The organism is Brevibacillus choshinensis (assembly GCF_016811915.1).
Lineage (GTDB): Bacteria > Bacillota > Bacilli > Brevibacillales > Brevibacillaceae > Brevibacillus > Brevibacillus choshinensis_A.
Window position 1 is genome coordinate 1,937,170 of the sequence record NZ_CP069127.1, and the last position, 16,971, is coordinate 1,954,140.

Genomic DNA, 16,971 nt, shown 5'->3' on the forward strand with positions numbered 1-16,971 from the left:
CTTGGCCTGCGGAGGGATGAGGATGTTTCGTGAATTGGATCGAGTAAAGGAAAGAAGACGGGAGCGACTGGAGCGGATTCGCATGCAGCCGCGCGATAGTTTTTCACCTTTTGTGGATGACTGGAAAGACCCCATCGAACCTACAGCAGAGCCATTTGGCATCTCTTCGCTCAGGGATGAGGATCCCGTCAATCCGCGCCACACGCATGAAACATGGGGAATCCAGATCCTTGTGTCGATCCTGTTGGTTGGCGTATCGTACTTGCTGTTCCAGACCTCTTTGATTCCCGTAACATGGAAGGACTCGGCGCGCGAGGTGATGACTCGGGATTTCAATTTTGCAGGTGTGGCCGATTGGTACGAAGCCCGATTTGGTTCATTACCGACTCTATTGCCGTCTCTTCACGGTCCTAATGCTGTTCCTGCTGCAGGGACGACAACCAAGGAAGCCGCAGTCTGGAAGCTGCCTGCTAGCTGGAAGGTAGTCAAGACGTTTGAACCAGAAAGGAGCGCCAAAGTCGTGCTAAATACCGGTATGGAGGACCCGGTGACGATCGGGGAGACGGGGTGGGTCACTTACATAGGTGACAAACCTGGGTATGGCACGACTGTGGTTGTTCGGTTGACAAAAGGACGTGAAGTCTGGTTCGGGAATATGGAGCGGGTTACGGTGGTCAAGGACGACGTCGTACAAGCGGGACAGGAGATCGGCATTGCGCGTGCGGTGAACAATTCATCCCGACACCTTTACCTGGGGGTTAAGTCGGGGGATCAATTTGTGAATCCGCTGGATGTGATTCCGTTTGAGTAGGGGATGGTTCGGCTTTCGCATTCGGATTCACCTGCTGTTCTGGGCGGTGATTGGCCTGTCTGTGATGACAGGCCATTTTTTGGAGGTTCTGACCCTGTTCATCATTGTCCTGATCCACGAGATGGGGCATGTGGCAATGGCCAGAGAGCTGGGGTGGACGGTGACCGAGGTGCAGCTTCTGCCGTTTGGGGGAGTGGCCACCATGGAGGATGCGTATGCGACAGACCCGCTGGATGAAATCGTTGTTGCCCTGGCAGGTCCCTTTTTAAATGTCGTGATGATGGCCGTCTCTTATTTGTTCTGGTACACCGGAATATGGACGGAGGAGTGGGCGTACTTTTTCCTGATCAGCAACTTGACGATCGCCTTGTTCAATTTGCTGCCCATTTGGCCTCTCGATGGCGGCAGAATTGTACAAGCGATCCTGTGCTGGTTTTTGCCGTACCGCCAAGCAGCGATGCTCTCTCTCACTGGCAGTACCCTCTTGGCAGGCCTCATGGTCGGTTTGTCCGCTTGGGAGCTGAAGATCAACGTGCTGGTGATCGGCGTGTACCTCCTGTCTGTAAACATTCAGGCGTTTCTGCGCTTTCCGTATCAGTTCTTTCGCTTTTTGATGGAAAAATATGTTCGGCAGCCTGACGAATATTCGGTTCAGGCAGTTAGCGTCGGGCCGCAAGAGACGGTTTTGGAGGTCTCGCACAAGCTGCGGCGTGGCTGTTCGCACCTGTTTTACGTCCAGGGATCCGGACTGCTTGCGGAGGAACAGCTATTGCATGCCTTGCTGTTTGAACAAAAACACGATGCACAGGTAGGCCAGCTGGTCTGAGCCGTGCAGCTTCCATCACGATTCCCTCCTTCCTGTGGTTCTCTTTTCTTTTCCGGGTACGTGTGATAGGATTACTTCTTATGAGTCCGGAAATCCTTATTTCGGAGAACTTGTACGGGTATTGGGGAGTGATCGAGTGAGACAGGTAGCGATCAGTGGGAGCGGAGGAAAGCTGCGCGCAGCATGGCTCCAGGAAGGACGCTTGCGCGAGTACCGAACCGAAAGCGAGGGAACGGAAGTACACGCGGGAGATTTCTTCTCCGGCAGAGTTGCGGACGTCCTGCCTGGGATTCAGTCTGCTTTCGTAGACATTGGCAGCGGTCAGAATGCGTACCTGTATGTGGATGACGCGGTGCCGAGAAGCGGCGCTGCGGGAAAGCCGAACATCAGCGAGCGGGTTCAGGTCGGGGAAAAAGTCATTGTACAAGTAAGCAAAGAAGCAACGGAGATGAAAGCGCCAAAAGTGACCACACGCGTCAGTCTGCAGGGCAGATACCTTGTCTATCTCCCGCTGGAAGCTGGGGTGTCTGTCTCGCGAAAGATCACGGACGGAACCGTCAGGCAGCACCTCATCGAGACGCTCACGGCTTGGCTTTCACCAGGGGAGGGTGCGATCGTCAGGACGGAAGCGGCGGATGCAGCACAGGGCAGACTCTCTGAGGAGCTCGCTTATTTGAAAAAGCGGTGGAAAGATACTCAGGCCCGGGCAGAGAAGCTTCCTCATCCGGGCTTTGTCAGTCGTGACCTGACGATGCTGGAATCCGTCATCCGGGACTTGCTAGCGCAGGGTGTAGAGGAAGTGCTGGTGGAGCATGGCCCTACCTTTCAAGCGGCAAAGGAAGTCATGCAGATCTTCGCTGGCGAAGGTATGGACAAGCTTCGGTTGTATCAGGGAACGGAGCCTTTGTTTGCCCATCTGGGGATCGAGGCCCAGCTTCAGTACGCGCTGCAGCGGCAAGTCCCGTTAAAGAGCGGCGGACACTTGGTCATCGATCGCACAGAAGCCATGACAGTGATTGACGTCAACACCGGCGCTTTCACAGGGAAGGGCGGTCAGCAAAGGGAGCAGGCGATCACACAGGCGAATCTGGAAGCGGCGGCGGAGATTGCCCTGCAGCTTAGGCTGCGAGATATCGGCGGCATCATCATCATCGATTTCATTGATATGAAGGAAGCGGCAAACAAAGAGCGGGTTTTGGCTGCGTTGAAGCGAGAGCTCGCACGTGACCCAGTGCCGTCCACCGTGCTCGGGATTACGGCTCTCGGTCTCGTCGAAATGACACGCAAACGGGTGCGGGCAAGCCTGGCAGAGAGACTGACAGAACCGTGCGATGCGTGTGATGGCTGCGGCAGAGTGTGGTCAGTGGACGAGCTGCAGCATCAGCTATGGCAGGAGGTATCATCCCTGGCAAAAGGGCAGGAGGCAGAAGCCGTGCTGCTGGAGCTGCCAGAGCGACTCTATCGCGTCATGAGCGAGATGGACGGCGATCAGCTCAAAAAGTGGCCCGCGAGACTGTTCCTGCGTTCCTCATCGGAGCGAGGAGCGGATCAATACCGGATATTGTATGCCGGTCGCCAGGAAGAGGCGGCGCGCTTGTACGGAAAACAATCGTAAATAACTTGACTGGGCGAACGATGCTGTGTTAATCTATGCTTTGTCATGCAGATATGCCTCGTGCATACTGTAACCGCACGAAACAGGTACATAAGTCGCCGTTCGCGGCGCACCTGCAGGGGCGAGTCTGAGTATAGGAGGTGCACACAGTGTACGCAATTATCGAAACCGGTGGAAAGCAATACAAAGTTGAAGAGGGTTCTGTTCTCTTCATCGAGAAACTGGCTGGCAACGAAGGTGAAGCTGTTACTTTTGACCAAGTTCTGCTCGTGAGCAAGGACGGCAAAGTAACTGCAGGAGCTCCTACAGTTGCTGGTGCTACGGTAACTGGTAAAGTAGAAAAACACGGTAAACAAGCTAAAATTATCGTGTACAAATACAAAGCCAAGAAAAACTACCGTCGCAAACAAGGTCATCGTCAACCATTCACTAAAGTTGTGATTGAAAAAATCAACGCTTAATTTTGGTGGAATGCGATGATTTCCGTAAAAGTGCAAAGAAATGAGCAAAATGAGATTGAAGCCATTACCGTTTCGGGACATGCCAATGCAGGAAGGCATGGTTCAGACATCGTCTGCTCCGCCGTTTCCGCAGTCAGCATGGGGACGATTAATGCCGCAGATCTTTTGCTCAATAGTGATCCGGATGTTCAGCTCGCAGAAAAGGACGGAGGCTTCCTGAAATGGAATGTCCGACCTGTTGATGACCAGCTCGCTTCTGAAAAGCAGCAGCTTTTGGCTGAGAGCATGGTTGTCTCTCTGCTCATGATCGCTGAATCATACGGAAAATACGTTACGGTTCATGATACAAAATGGCAAGGAGGTGTCTGACATGAACTTTCGTTTTCCTGTAGACCTACAGTTCTTCGCTTCGAAGAAAGGGGTAGGTTCCACAAAGAACGGTCGCGATTCCATTTCCAAACGTCTGGGAGTGAAACGTGGTGACGGTCAATTCGTTACAGCTGGTAACATCCTCGTTCGCCAACGCGGTACGAAGATTTACCCAGGTGCTAACGTAATGAAGGGCGGAGACGACACTCTGTTTGCAACTGCAGACGGCGTTGTTCGTTTCAAACGTCTGGGCCGCGATCGCAAACAAGTTGTGATCGAACCAGTAGCTTCTGAAGCGTAAATAGCGGAATGAAGAAAACCCAGCCTTGTTGCTGGGTTTTCTTTTGCTTTCAAGCGTTTTTTGTTTGCAAACCGTGTCAATGATGAATAATAGAAATGGTTAAAAGCTAGGCGTGTGAAAAGCTGTGTTTGCATCCAAGTTTTCTAATTTCTAGTGATTCTTTTGTGGTACAATAGGACAGAAAAGAAATCTTATCGACTTGGGTGAATGTGATGAGGGACGAGCGGAGGCTGTTTACACATCAGACTGACCAGCTGCTTACCGTACTGAACCGGCAGCGGCATGACTGGTTGAACCACGTTCAGGTTCTGCTCGGCTATTTGCATATGAACCGTACTGAACAGGGAGAAGCGCACTTGAAACGCATTGCGGAGATGGCTATGCAGGAAAGCATGATCGCCCGCTTGAACAGCTCTCTGTTGTCTGTTTTCTTCTTGACATTTAATGCGCTGAATAAGGAAATGCTGCTGGAAGTGGAAGTGTGTAATCAGGTGGATCTCACGGACATGGCACTGGATGAGCAGCAGTTGTTTCAGCTGATGTCAGAGATATTATGCACAGTGAACGATCACGTAGACCCGGATGGCTACGAGCCCGCAAGCATGCAGCTTTCCTTGGCAGCGGACGAACGTGGCGTTCATTTTCGCTTTGACCTGGCCGGGAAGTTATGTGCATCCGGATTGGAAGAACTGGAAAAACTGATACGTAAAAGTGAGCAGAGTACGGTGGAAGTCACCGAGTGGATACATACGGAAGAAGAATGGATCTTGGCCTTGCTGATTCCATTCGCGTAAACGAAAGAGGTGACACCATGTTTGTCGATCAGGTAAAGATTTATGTGAAAGGCGGGGACGGTGGTAACGGAGCCGTCTCCTTTCGTCGGGAGAAGTACGTCCCGTTAGGAGGACCAGCCGGTGGCGATGGCGGACGCGGCGGAGATGTCGTGTTCGTGGTGGATGAAGGGTTGCGCACACTGGTAGATTTCCGCTACCAAAAGCACTTCAAGGCACCGCGTGGCGAGCATGGCCGCAACAAAGGCCAGCACGGTGCTGGATCCGAAGACATGTTTGTGCGTGTGCCCCCGGGAACGACGGTCATTGATGATGATACCAAGGAAGTGATCGCCGACTTGGTGGAGCACGGTCAGCAGGCTGTCATCGCAAAAGGAGGACGCGGCGGAAGAGGAAACATGCGCTTTGCCAATGCATCCAACCCAGCTCCGCACATCTCCGAAAATGGAGAGCCTGGACAGGAGCGCTACATTCTGATGGAGCTGAAGCTGATTGCCGATGTAGGGCTGGTAGGCTATCCGAGCGTAGGGAAATCAACCCTTCTCTCCAGTGTGAGTGCTGCCAAGCCGAAAATTGCGCCGTATCACTTTACAACCATTACACCGAATCTCGGTGTCGTGGCGGTGGGGGAAGACAGCTTCGTCATGGCGGACTTGCCGGGATTGATCGAAGGAGCTCATGAAGGAGTCGGACTGGGACACCAGTTTTTGCGTCACGTCGAGCGCACACGTCTGATCGTGCACGTGATTGACATGGCGGGTGTGGATGGACGAGATCCGTACGAGGATTACCTGCAAATCAACCGCGAGCTCAAGCTGTACAACTTGAAGCTGGAGGAACGCCCGCAAATCGTGGTGGCCAACAAAATGGACGTACCGGAAGCGCATGAGAATCTGGCGCGCTTCAAAGAAAAAGTGCCAGGCGTCACCGTCTACGAAATATCTGCTGCGACCCGAGAAGGCGTGCAGGAATTGATGTACGCCATTTCCGATCTGCTCGCGACCATTCCGGACAAGCCAGCTGTGGAAGAAGTGGCAGAAGTGGAAGAGCGTGTCGTGTTCAAAGCAGAAAAAGAACCGGATCCATTTGAGATTACGCGCGACAACGAAGTGTTCGTGATCAGCGGCGACAAGATTGAAAAGCTGGTGCGCATGACCAACCTGAACAGCTACGATGCGGCACAGCGATTTGCCAAGATCATGCGCAGCATGGGAGTGGACGAAGCCCTTCGCAGACACGGCGCCCGTGATGGCGACACTGTTCGCATCGGTAAGCTTGAGTTTGATTTCGTGGAGTGACTTTAGACCATGACTGACGTTCCATCTCTTACTCCTTTTTTGACGGATAAACGGCTCCAGCGTGGCGCTGTATTGCCCATGATGATCTCCAAGCAAGTGAAGACTCCCGTTCAAGTGATGGTGGAACATGTCAAAAGTGGATACCTTGTCGTTTCCACCGAGGTAAAGGCAGAGACACGGACCGAACTGATTGGCTCGACCGTTCGCATCAGATGGGAGACGGAATCGGCGATCAACACCATTGATCTGGAAGTGGTCCAGGAGCAGATGCTGTGGCCGATCAAGCTATTGGGACTGATCCCGATCGCAATCGGCGTAGAGATTGCATCAAGTGCGAAGCGGGGCATTCTTCCTCCTGATACGATGATCAAAGTGCCCTATAAAGTGATGGGGGCACGTCCGATCGAAGAAAAGGGAGAGGCTGTCCTGCTCAAATTTTCGCCTACCCGGCTCATGCTCGGCACAGAGGGCTACGTTTCAAAAGGCGACTTTCTGCATCTGTCCTTTGTGATTCCTCATCAAAATGTTGAGGTCGTTGGGATGGCCAAAGTCGTCGAAAAGACCTTCCAAGACACACAGGCTGTCTTGGAATTGATATTCACGGATATTCACGACAAGCATCATCAACAGATCAAGGATTACTATAAAAAGCTGTCGACTGCCGCTTCTTCCTGAGAAGCGGTTTTTTTCCTTTGCTGTTCACACGAAGAAGGTATATAGTATAGGCATAGAGCTCTTTATCGTGCCTGTTCCAATGTGGAGATTTTGAGAACGATGATCCTGGATCAACTTGTGAAAAATTGCACGTTGATGTTTCCATCCGTTTGCATACTGCACTTTGTGAAAAATATAACAAATAGGTTAGACTATCGGATACAGGGTGAATATCGGCCGTCACTCGGATGAACAGGCAACGAGAAAATCAGGCCTCTATTCCAATGCAAAGGAGGACGTTTTCCTATGTCACAAACAACCACGCAACAAGCTGAAGCAGCAAACACAGCGACTTTGGCACCCGAGCAAATGGATGTGCTCGATCAGTTGATGAAACCGGAAATTCAAGAATCGTTAACTGTATTGGTGGCAAATCTGCCCAAGCTGGCAGAAATGACAACCATCTTGACCAAGACGTACGATCTGGTCCAAACAGTAGCAAATGATCATGTCCTGATTGAAGACCTCAAGGGCGGAATGGAAGAGTTCGTAAAACCGATCCAAGATAAAGCCAAAGGAATCGCACAAGCTGCAATCGAAGCCAACGATCGTTCGCATGTTGAAACGTCGACTATTGGTTTGTTTGGCATGCTCAAAATGCTGAAGGATCCGCAAGTGCAAAAAACCTTGCGTTTCGCTCAAGCATTCCTGGAAGTTTTGGCTGAGCGCCAGCAAGATAAACGCTAATCACACATAACGAACGACAAGGACGGGAGGACCAACGCATGGCGAAGCATATTTTGATTTTGGGCGGCGGTTACGGCGGACTCTTGAGCGCACTGACTGCCCGTAAATACATGACAGCTGAAGAAGCTGTAATCACGGTTGTAAACCGTTTTCCTTCTCACCAAATCATCACCGAACTGCACCGTTTGGCAGTAGGGAACCTGTCTGAACAAAACGTAGCTCTTCCTCTGGAAAGACTGCTGCGTGGAAAAGACATCAACCTCGTCATCGACACCGTAGAAAAAATTGGCCTGGATTCCCAGCGCGTTACATTGGCTAGCGGCGAGTCCATCAAATACGATGCGCTGGTCGTTGCACTGGGCAGCGAAACCGCATTCTTCGGTATCCCAGGGCTGCAGGAGCACAGCTTCACGCTGAAATCCGTGAATGAAGCAAACCGTCTCCGCGCACACATCGAAGAGCGCATTGTAGCTTACAAAGCAAGCAAAAACAAAGCAGATGCTACTTTTGTCGTTGGCGGCGGCGGTCTGACTGGTATCGAATTGGTCGGGGAATTTGCTGACATGCTGCCAAACCTGTGCCACAAGCACGGGGTAGATTTCGCAGATGTTTCGATGTACTGCGTAGAAGCAGGCCCTTCCATTTTGGCTGGTTTTGCTCCTGAACTGGTTGAGCGTGCGAAAACAAGCCTGGAAAAACGCGGTGTAACCTTCCTGACAGGCGTGCCTGTAACCGAAATGAAGGAGACCACTGTATTCCTGAAGGATGGCAACACCATCGAGACCAAAACCATGGTTTGGACAGGTGGGGTACAAGGAAACCACGTAGTAGCTGAATCCGGTATCGAAGTGAACCGTGGACGCGCGACGGTGACCGAGTTCCTGCAATCCACTTCCCACCCGGAAGTGTTCCTCGCAGGTGACAGCGCAGTGGTGATGGGCCCAGAAGGTCGTCCATACCCTCCAACTGCTCAGCTGGCATGGCAAATGGGCGAAGTGGTTGGTTACAATCTCTTTGCTCATTTCAACGGCTCCAAAATGGAAACCTTCGTACCTGTATTCTCCGGTACACTGGGCAGCCTGGGACGCAAAGATGCGATCGGTACCATCGGTGCCAGCCAAATCAAGCTGAAAGGCACGCCTGCATCCTTGATGAAAGAAGCAAGTAACATTCGTTACCTGTCTCACATCAACGGACTGTCTTCTTTGGCTTATTAATTCAATCATAGGAAAACCCGGGATATCATTCCCGGGTTTTTTGCGTTCATCCGTTTCCGCTCGGGTCCTCCACGACATGTGGAGATTGCGCCATTTTTTTCCCTCTGGTCTCAGCGCCGAATTGGTCTAGGTCGCTTGGTTTTCCTGGAGGGTGGTTGTTGCGGCGTTCGGACTTATCGCTTTTTCCTCTTCCAGCCATGTGATCGTCACCTCCTGTGGTGAATCGTTTCTAGTCTTTACGTAGTGGGACAATGTCATGTAAGCACAAGTGAACTGAATATGTTCCATGAAAAAATTTGGTGAACAAGGATTGTCACGGTAAAGCGAAAAGGTTATAATGTCCTCTATGAAGAAACAACTGTTTTTCTCAGGAGGACACAACGGATGAAACGGGAAGAAAAGTTTTACTTGATTCGATCCGACATCCTGCCCGAATCAATCGTGAAGACGATTGAAGCCAAAAAAATGCTGGAGTCCGGCGAAGTGGATACGGTGAATGAAGCGGTCGATCGAGTGGGGTTGAGCAGAAGTGCTTTTTATAAATACAAAGATGGCATTTTTCCATTCAACTCCATGATGAGTGAAACCATCATGACAATCACCTTTGCCCTGGAGCATACGTCCGGTTATCTTTCCAGAGTACTGATGTATATGGCAGAGCAGGGCGGAAACGTGTTGACCATCAATCAAACCATTCCGTTGCAAGGAATCGCTTCGATCTCCATGTCAGTCGATATGGCGCATACGAAAGTATCCAGTACGGAATTTTTAGATGGCTTGCAGCAAATACCCGGCGTGCGCAGAGCGATGATCGTGGGTCGGGGCTAGAGGGAGAATAGGGTAGGAGGAGATTACATGGAGAAGCAAATCATCAAGCTGGGGTTAATGGGATTCGGAACAGTGGGTACGGGTGTCGTCCGCCTTGTCCAGGCACATCAGGAAGACCTGCAAAAACAGACCGGCCTTGGCATTGAAATTACCAAAATCCTCGTTCAGGATGCCGAGAAGTCTCGCAACATCGGATCGATGGAAGGCAAGCTGACTACGGATCCGGCTGAGCTGCTGGAAGATCCGGAGATTGAAGTGATCGTGGAAGTCATCGGGGGCATTCATCCAGCGAAGGATTTCATTCTGGGTGCATTGGAGCGGGGCAAGCATGTCGTCACCGCCAATAAAGATCTGATGGCCTTGCATGGTGCGGAAATCTTGAATAAAGCTCAGGAAAAAGGCTGTGACGTGTTCTACGAAGCGAGCGTAGCCGGGGGGATCCCGATCCTTCGTGCGCTGGTCGAAGGGTTCTCCTCTGATCGCATCACGAAAATGATGGGAATCGTCAACGGCACGACCAACTATATTTTGAGCAAAATGAGTCAGGAAGGCGCGGAATACGCAGACGTCCTGAAGGAAGCGCAGGCACTGGGCTATGCGGAAGCTAACCCAACATCGGATGTCGAAGGCTTCGATGCTGCACGGAAAATGGCCATTCTGGCTACGCTGGGCTTCCGTGTTCCGATGAAGCTGGAAGATGTCGATGTAAAAGGGATCAGCTCAGTGAGCAAGGAAGATATCGCGTACGGCAAACAGCTTGGATACGAAGTCAAGCTGCTGGGACTCGCCCGTCGCGATGATGAAGCAATCGAGGTCAGCGTACAGCCGACCTTGATTCCGAAGACACACCCGCTGGCGTCTGTGAATGGAGTGTTCAATGCGGTATACGTTCATGGGGAAGCGGTGGGTGAGACCATGTTCTACGGACCGGGTGCAGGGGAACTGCCGACAGCTACCGCAGTTGTCTCTGATTTGGTGACAGTCGTAAAAAACCGGAAGCTCGGTGTAAATGGCCGGGGAATGGTTGCTCCTTACAAAGAAAAGGTGCTGAAGGATGACAGTCAAAAATTGTCCAAATATTTCCTCCGTATTGTCGTAGCGGACAAACGCGGTGTACTGGCACAAATCACCCAGCTCTTGGCGGACAAAAACATCTCACTGGAGCAAGTGATCCAACAGCCATATAACACCAACGGAGAAGCGGAAATCATCATGATCACGCATATGTCTTCGAAGAGCGACATGGACAATGTCCTGTCCTATATGGAAAAAATGGATATCGTGACGAAAGTGAACAGCTGCTACCGTGTAGAAGGGGGAGACCAAAAATGAGTAACGACCGTCAAACAGGCATCCTAGCACGTTACCGGGAATTTCTCCCGGTAACAGACAAAACTCCTCTCGTCAGCCTGCACGAAGGGAATACGCCACTCATCCATGCGCCTAATCTTTCCAAGCAGCTAGGCCTAGAGCTTTATGTGAAATACGAAGGCCTGAATCCAACTGGTTCCTTTAAAGACCGTGGAATGGTGATGGCGGTTGCCAAAGCGGTGGAAGAAGGCAGCACGACGATCATGTGCGCTTCAACTGGAAACACCTCTGCTGCCGCAGCCGCTTATGCCGCACGCTGCGGATTGCGCTGCATCGTGTTGATCCCGAGCGGCAATATTGCATTGGGCAAGCTGGCCCAAGCCATCGCGTACGGAGCGGAAGTCATCGCCATCGACGGCAACTTTGACGAAGCCCTGAATATTGTTCGGGAAATAACGGCAAATGAGCCGATCACCCTGGTGAACTCAGTGAATCCATATCGGATTGAAGGCCAAAAGTCCGCCGCTTTCGAAGTGTGCGATGCCTTGGGCGATGCACCTGACATTCTGGCGATTCCCGTAGGAAATGCGGGCAATATCACAGCTTACTGGAAAGGCTTTAAAGAATACAAAGCTGCAGGCAAATCTTCCAGCCTGCCACGGATGTTTGGTTTTCAGGCGGCAGGAGCGGCTCCTCTGGTACATGGTGAGCCTGTCCCGCATCCAGAGACAGTCGCGACGGCGATCCGCATCGGCAACCCTGCCAGCAAGGATGGCGCGCTGAATGCGATCAGCGAGTCCAATGGATTGATTGACAGTGTAACGGATGAAGAAATTCTTCAAGCGTACCAATTGCTCGCAAAAAGCGAAGGCGTCTTCTGCGAGCCAGCTTCAGCCGCATCCTTGGCAGGGATCATCAAGAAAAAGGAGCAGGGCAAGCTGCCTAAAGGGGCGAAAGTCGCATGCGTACTGACCGGCAACGGTTTGAAGGACCCGAACATCGCGCTGGGGCTCGTGGGAGAAGAGCCGCGTTCGGTACCAGCTACTCGTGAGGCAGTCATGGCGCTGGTGAGCCAAAAAGGGAGTGAAGTGCGGTCATGAATGGAAACCTAGTTCGGGTCACCATTCCGGCCAGTACTGCGAATCTGGGTCCAGGGTTTGATGCTCTGGGCCTGGCTTTTCAGTTGTATTCGGTCGTTGAAATGCAGAAGAGCGAACAAACGACAATCGAGCTGGTCGGCAAGGAATTGCAAGGCACTCCTGCGGACAAAAGCAACTTGCTCTATCAAATCGCTGCGCAGCTTTTTGAAAAGGCGGGATTGCCTGTTCCTGAGCTGGCCATTCGTGCTTCCAGTGATGCACCGCTCACACGTGGACTCGGGAGCAGTGCTGCAGCGATCGTAGGTGCACTGGTCGCGGCCAACCAACTGGCCGGGGAGCCGTTCACGCGCGACCAGCTGTTTGAAATGGCGACGAGACTGGAGGGACACCCTGACAATGTGGGAGCGTCCATGTTCGGAGGGATCGTTGTGGCTACGATGCCGGAAATCGCAGACGCACCGATTCCATTCATTCGCCTCTCGCCGCCGGTTGGCCTGCAGGCGCTTGTGGTGATTCCCGAATTTCCGTTATCCACGGAAAAAGCGCGAAACGTCTTGCCGCAGGTGTACAGTAAGCAGGATGTTGTATATAATGTTGGTCATAGCAGTCTGCTTGTGGCCGCATTGGCACAAGGCAGGCTGGACCTGTTGGGACAAGCGATGGGGGATCGGCTGCATCAGCCGTACCGCGCAGAGCTTGTTCCTGGCCTGAAAGACATCCTGGATGGAGCGACAGCCCACGGAGCATTAGGTGCAGCGTTGAGTGGTGCCGGCCCGACGATCCTATGCTTCTTCTCTACGGAGGAGGAGAGAGAGCAGCTGCAAGAGTTCGTTGACAGGGTGATGAACGGGCACGGCATCTCGTACCGTGTAATGATACTGCAGCCGGACGAACATGGCGTACAGGTCGAAATCCATCAGACATAGAGCATAGTGGATAGGAGATAGGCCATGCAGAACAAACTTGCTTTTCTCGGACCACGTGGTACCTTTTCCGAAGAAGCGGCGCGCTCACTTCCCATCGAGATGCCGATCGATTATGTACCATACCCGAGCATTATTGAAGTATTAAACGCGGTGGCCAGGGACGAAGTGAAATACGGGATCGTTCCGATTGAAAATTCAATCGAAGGAACGGTCAATTCTACTTTGGACTGGTTGATCCATGAAGTAGATCTGCCTATCCTGGCTGAGCTGGCATTGCCGATCACACAAAACCTGCTGGTCGCGAAGCGGGGGAATTCCTTGCCGTTGTCCTCGATTACCCGTGTGATGTCCCATCCGCAAGCCATCGCGCAAAGCTTTCACTTTATCCGTGAACACCTGCCTCAGGCTATTGTGGAAAATGTGAACAGCACGGCATTGGCGGCACAAACGGTTAGCGAGCATCCGGACGAGGCATGGGCGGCAATCGGGACACGTCTCAACGCGGATATTTATCCACTGGAAGTGGCGCAGCCGCACATTCAGGACTTTTCGAACAACTACACCCGCTTTGTATTGGTAGGTCAGGAGCCTCTTCCATTGCCGGCATCTGATCGAGAGAAGACCACGATTCTCGTCACATTGCCAGAGGATTTTCCAGGGGCGCTCTATCAGGTGCTTGCCGCTTTTGCGTGGCGCAAGATCAACCTGTCGCGCATTGAATCCCGCCCGACCAAAAAAGCGTTGGGAAGTTACTTTTTCGTAATCGACATCGAACAAAAAATGGATGATGTATTGCTTCCAGGCGCTTTTGCCGAAATCGAAGCGATCGGCTGTCAGGTCCGTCAGCTGGGTACGTATCCGTTTTACATGCAAAAAGCCGGCTCCTAGAGCTGGCTTTTTTTCCTTTCATCCAAGAAAACAGGAACCTCAGGAGCAAAAAGCCCATGGGTGCATACCATGGTAGGGAGTTTCCGCGAGGGAGGAGAAATTGTGAGAATCCACGTAGTCCAAAAAGGCGACACCATGTGGAAGATCGCCAAGAGATATGGCGTCGATTACAAAGAGCTTTTACGCCTGAACAGTCAAATCAAGACTCCCGATACGATCTATCCAGGGGCAAGGATCAAGATTCCTGCAAAAGGTGTACCCGTTCGTCCCCAGCAAATTCGTCCTCAGCAGCCATCCAATGAATTGCCTCCTGTAAAAGAAAGGCCGATCATGGAAGAAGAGCAAGGACCTGAAGTTCCAGAGGAGATCGAGCGCAGGCCCATTGAGGAGGAAGAGGAAGAGGTACAAATCGAATCAGAAGTTGAGACACCCCAACTTCCAGCACCTACGGAACCACCCAGGGAGAAGCCGACGGTTCCCCCGACTCCGAGCGTCATGCCCGAGATGCTGACACCTGCATTGCCGCAACCCACTCGCCCGACTCCGAGCGTCATGCCTGAGATGCTGACACCTGCATTGCCGCAGCCCACTCGCCCCAATCCGATCAAGCCTATGGTGCCGAGCATGCCCAAAGAACCGATGAAACAGCCGATGCCGCCGATGCCGCCTCAGCCACTACCCTATCCGCAAGTGCAGCCGACACAGGTCAGCCCGTACATGTATCAACCAAACGTTCCTCAGCCGCTGCGTCCGCTGCGTCCTCCAGTCCAACCGCCGCAGGTCAGCCCGTATATGTATCAACAACCGAATGTACGACCGACAATGGCTCCGCTGCGTCCGCCCGTCCAACCGACACAGGTGAGCCCATATATGTATCAGTACCCGAATGTACCGCCGCCGATGGCTCCATTGCGTCCGCCTGTTCAACCGACACAGGTGAGTCCCTTTATGTATCAACCAAATATACCGCCAAGCCGTGTGAGCCCGCTGCAGCCGTCGTTTCCACCAAACTATTGCTGCCCGCCGTGTCCTCCTATGCAGGTACAGCCAACGAGACAGCCGCAGGTAAGTCCGGAGTCGACATCGAAGCAAAGGCCACAGGTAAGTCCGGAGTCGACATCAAAGCAAAGGCCGCAGGTAAGTCCGGAGTCGACATCGAAGCAAAGGCCGCAGGTAAGTCCGGAGTCGACGACGAAGCAAAGGCCGCAGGTGAGCCCGGAATCAACGACGAAGCGAAGACCGCAGGTGAGTCCGCAAACAACGGTAAGACCTCCAGCACCGATCATGCCGTTCAGTCCGATCAATCCGATCAGTCCGATCATGCCGTTTCCGCCTCGTCCCATGTTTCCGATCCCGCCATGTCCACCATTTCCTACGCCTTGGATGCGACCGATCTTTCCGCCATTTCCACCGATGCCGTTTACAAGGCCCAGTCAAGTGTTGCCACAGCAATTGATGCCGCGACCGTTTTTCCCGCAGCCGTTTTTGCCACGGCCTCTCGTACCGTTCTGCCCACCGCCACCGCCACCGCGTCCGATGCCATATCCAGTGCCGCCATATCCACAAATCCGTCCTGAGGTCGTAGAGGAATCGTCATGCTCATCGTCGTGCGAGTGTTCCCCTGAGAGTCCACAGCGAAATCCCTATCGCGGTTCTAAAAGAGACCGCGGACCAGTGAACCCGAACAACATGATGTTCCCACCTCCACCGCGGATGGCTTCCATGCCCGATACAGGGCTATGGCCGCATTGGGGCGACGGACACGAAGAATCCTCCTCCTACTAAGCGGTTTTCGTATGAATAAAGGGCTAATAGCATCACTTGAAAAAGCGTTTCGCTGTCAAATTCACGCCGTAAAGCCAAAGCGGAACGTGAATTTGCTGAAGACGGACCGGGGATACTGGATCATCAAGGGCTATAAGCAAATGGATAAAGCAGTGTGGGTCACCCAGCTTTCTGATGCATTGCGTGAAAAGGGCTTCCTCCATACCGTGCAATACGTGCCGGATGGAGGAGGTGCGAAAATATTTCCGTATGACGATCGGTATTATACGATCATGAAAATGATTGATGGACGTGAAGCGGACAATGCTTCCCTCTACGATGTGAAAAAGACAGCGGAAACGCTTGCTCATTTTCACGTTGCTGCACGAGGATTTCCTGTACCCCATCAATACGCTTTTGAAGGGAAGTCTACTCTCCTCGACAAATGGGAAAGCAGGCTTGAGCAATTTGAGCGAATCACATGGGGAATCGAACAGAATGGACCTCAATCGAAGCTGGAGCAGGTCATCCAGCAAATGTCGATGCCGATCATTCAGGACGGACAGCACTTGCTGCAGTCAGCCTACAAGCTGCCCCTGACACCCGAATTGTTCACAGCGATGGAGATAGGGACGCTGGCTCATCGAGATGTAGCGAGCCATAACTTTCTGGTGACGCCCCGAAGCAGCTGTTACTTGATTGATTTGGATACGGTTGGACATGATGTACAGCTGGTCGATTTGGTGCAGCTGATGTCTAGGATGCTGCTCCTTCAGGAATATCGCATGAGCTCCTTTATCGAAGCCATGGAGGCGTACAGCAAGGTCAATTATTTGAGTGACACCCAAATGTGGATGGTTCATCAGCTGCTGCGTTACCCGGATAACTTCTTGCGGGAAGTTACGGGATTGTACAGCAATCGCCCGGGCTACCATTTACGCGGAGTGCAGCAGCTGGTTCAGATGGAAGGGAAGCTTCTGCAAGAGCGTCAGGCTTTTCTGCGGGCAGGCGAGCAAATCTTCCAGCGTTCTCCGTGGGGGCAGTATCATTTCGTCGGATAAAGG

Annotated in this window: 19 protein-coding genes and 1 other annotated feature; of the genes, 18 read left to right on the plus strand and 1 reads right to left on the minus strand. The window is 52.4% G+C overall.

The window, feature by feature from the left end; all coding sequences use genetic code 11:
* Window positions 1-22: 22 nt before the first annotated feature.
* The 11 genes from JNE38_RS09900 to JNE38_RS09950 all read left to right on the plus strand — a co-directional run bounded on the left by JNE38_RS09900 (window position 23) and on the right by JNE38_RS09950 (window position 9,090).
* On the plus strand, window positions 23-811 hold the full coding sequence (locus JNE38_RS09900; protein ID WP_203356398.1) for a M23 family metallopeptidase: 789 nt from the start codon (window positions 23-25) through the stop codon (window positions 809-811).
* The gene (locus JNE38_RS09905) at window positions 804-1,637 is read left to right on the plus strand and encodes a M50 family metallopeptidase (protein WP_203356399.1); all 834 of its coding nucleotides are present in this window, start codon (window positions 804-806) and stop codon (window positions 1,635-1,637) included. Before JNE38_RS09900 ends, JNE38_RS09905 begins: the two co-directional genes overlap by 8 nt.
* A gap of 136 nt (window positions 1,638-1,773) precedes the next feature.
* Window positions 1,774-3,252, plus strand: a complete 1,479-nt coding sequence (locus JNE38_RS09910; protein WP_203356400.1) for an Rne/Rng family ribonuclease — start codon at window positions 1,774-1,776, stop codon at window positions 3,250-3,252.
* Between the two features lie 61 nt (window positions 3,253-3,313).
* Window positions 3,314-3,391, plus strand: a sequence feature (ribosomal protein L21 leader region).
* Between the two features lie 10 nt (window positions 3,392-3,401).
* Window positions 3,402-3,713 (plus strand): 50S ribosomal protein L21, encoded by a 312-nt coding sequence (gene rplU / locus JNE38_RS09915; RefSeq protein ID WP_203356401.1) that lies wholly within the window; start codon window positions 3,402-3,404, stop codon window positions 3,711-3,713.
* 15 nt (window positions 3,714-3,728) lie between these two features.
* Window positions 3,729-4,082, plus strand: a complete 354-nt coding sequence (locus JNE38_RS09920; RefSeq protein ID WP_203356402.1) for a ribosomal-processing cysteine protease Prp — start codon at window positions 3,729-3,731, stop codon at window positions 4,080-4,082.
* 1 nt (window position 4,083) lies between these two features.
* The gene (rpmA, locus tag JNE38_RS09925) at window positions 4,084-4,383 is read left to right on the plus strand and encodes a 50S ribosomal protein L27 (protein WP_055743112.1); all 300 of its coding nucleotides are present in this window, start codon (window positions 4,084-4,086) and stop codon (window positions 4,381-4,383) included.
* Between the two features lie 212 nt (window positions 4,384-4,595).
* Complete coding sequence (locus JNE38_RS09930) at window positions 4,596-5,177, plus strand: Spo0B C-terminal domain-containing protein (protein WP_203356403.1); 582 nt, start codon at window positions 4,596-4,598, stop codon at window positions 5,175-5,177.
* A gap of 17 nt (window positions 5,178-5,194) precedes the next feature.
* Window positions 5,195-6,472 carry a GTPase ObgE gene (gene obgE, locus JNE38_RS09935; protein ID WP_203356404.1) on the plus strand — a complete coding sequence of 426 codons (1,278 nt, stop codon included), beginning with the start codon at window positions 5,195-5,197 and terminating at the stop codon, window positions 6,470-6,472.
* 9 nt (window positions 6,473-6,481) lie between these two features.
* Window positions 6,482-7,147, plus strand: coding sequence for a PilZ domain-containing protein (locus JNE38_RS09940; protein ID WP_203356405.1), 666 nt, complete (start codon window positions 6,482-6,484; stop codon window positions 7,145-7,147).
* 285 nt (window positions 7,148-7,432) lie between these two features.
* A complete protein-coding gene (locus JNE38_RS09945) occupies window positions 7,433-7,873 on the plus strand; it encodes a helical membrane plugin domain-containing protein (protein WP_203356406.1) in 441 nt (146 codons plus the stop codon).
* A gap of 38 nt (window positions 7,874-7,911) precedes the next feature.
* The gene (locus JNE38_RS09950; RefSeq protein WP_203356407.1) at window positions 7,912-9,090 is read left to right on the plus strand and encodes an NAD(P)/FAD-dependent oxidoreductase; all 1,179 of its coding nucleotides are present in this window, start codon (window positions 7,912-7,914) and stop codon (window positions 9,088-9,090) included.
* A 46-nt stretch (window positions 9,091-9,136) separates the two neighbouring features.
* Here JNE38_RS09950 and JNE38_RS09955 read toward each other — a convergent pair whose 3' ends face one another.
* Window positions 9,137-9,289: a hypothetical protein gene (locus JNE38_RS09955; RefSeq protein WP_203356408.1), complete on the minus strand. Its 153-nt coding sequence runs from the start codon at window positions 9,287-9,289 to the stop codon at window positions 9,137-9,139.
* Window positions 9,290-9,474: 185 nt separating this feature from the next.
* Between JNE38_RS09955 and JNE38_RS09960 the strand changes: the two genes are divergently transcribed.
* The 7 genes from JNE38_RS09960 to JNE38_RS09990 all read left to right on the plus strand — a co-directional run bounded on the left by JNE38_RS09960 (window position 9,475) and on the right by JNE38_RS09990 (window position 16,968).
* Window positions 9,475-9,918: an ACT domain-containing protein gene (locus JNE38_RS09960; protein ID WP_203356409.1), complete on the plus strand. Its 444-nt coding sequence runs from the start codon at window positions 9,475-9,477 to the stop codon at window positions 9,916-9,918.
* Between the two features lie 27 nt (window positions 9,919-9,945).
* Entirely contained in the window at window positions 9,946-11,250 is a 1,305-nt protein-coding gene (locus tag JNE38_RS09965) for a homoserine dehydrogenase (protein ID WP_203356410.1), read from the plus strand.
* On the plus strand, window positions 11,247-12,329 hold the full coding sequence (gene thrC, locus JNE38_RS09970) for a threonine synthase (protein WP_203356411.1): 1,083 nt from the start codon (window positions 11,247-11,249) through the stop codon (window positions 12,327-12,329). The genes JNE38_RS09965 and thrC overlap by 4 nt, the downstream gene beginning before the upstream one ends.
* Window positions 12,326-13,255, plus strand: coding sequence for a homoserine kinase (gene thrB, locus JNE38_RS09975; protein ID WP_203356412.1), 930 nt, complete (start codon window positions 12,326-12,328; stop codon window positions 13,253-13,255). The genes thrC and thrB overlap by 4 nt, the downstream gene beginning before the upstream one ends.
* Before the next feature lie 24 nt (window positions 13,256-13,279).
* The gene (pheA, locus tag JNE38_RS09980; RefSeq protein WP_203356413.1) at window positions 13,280-14,143 is read left to right on the plus strand and encodes a prephenate dehydratase; all 864 of its coding nucleotides are present in this window, start codon (window positions 13,280-13,282) and stop codon (window positions 14,141-14,143) included.
* 102 nt (window positions 14,144-14,245) lie between these two features.
* The gene (gene safA / locus JNE38_RS09985) at window positions 14,246-15,928 is read left to right on the plus strand and encodes a SafA/ExsA family spore coat assembly protein (RefSeq protein WP_203356414.1); all 1,683 of its coding nucleotides are present in this window, start codon (window positions 14,246-14,248) and stop codon (window positions 15,926-15,928) included.
* An 11-nt stretch (window positions 15,929-15,939) separates the two neighbouring features.
* Complete coding sequence (locus JNE38_RS09990) at window positions 15,940-16,968, plus strand: protein kinase family protein (protein ID WP_203356415.1); 1,029 nt, start codon at window positions 15,940-15,942, stop codon at window positions 16,966-16,968.
* The last annotated feature ends 3 nt before the right edge of the window (window positions 16,969-16,971 follow it).